Consider the following 226-nt stretch of genomic DNA (forward strand, 5'->3'; position numbering starts at 1 on the left):
AAAGCTCTTCAATGCCGTCATAACAAAACTCGCCCATTTTATAAACAATTTTAAAATAACCTAATTTTTTAAATGTTTCTTTATCAATCGCATCACCATAGGCTTCAATTTTACCTATTTGGTTTATCTCTAATTCAGTTTCGTTATCAACAGGCTCTAATGGTTTTTCCCGTTTAATTAATAAATCGGTGGCTGAGCTATCGGCAAAGGTTAAAATTGGGTATAG

General features: G+C 32.3%; 1 protein-coding gene. It reads right to left on the bottom strand.

The features are described from left to right. Nucleotides 1-226 (bottom strand): hypothetical protein (locus J3U35_RS05190; protein ID WP_267359998.1); only part of this gene is annotated, 226 nt, incomplete at both ends.

It is taken from the genome of Gilliamella sp. B2717 (genome assembly GCF_026536675.1).
In the GTDB taxonomy this organism is placed as follows: Bacteria; Pseudomonadota; Gammaproteobacteria; order Enterobacterales; family Orbaceae; genus Gilliamella; species Gilliamella apicola_I.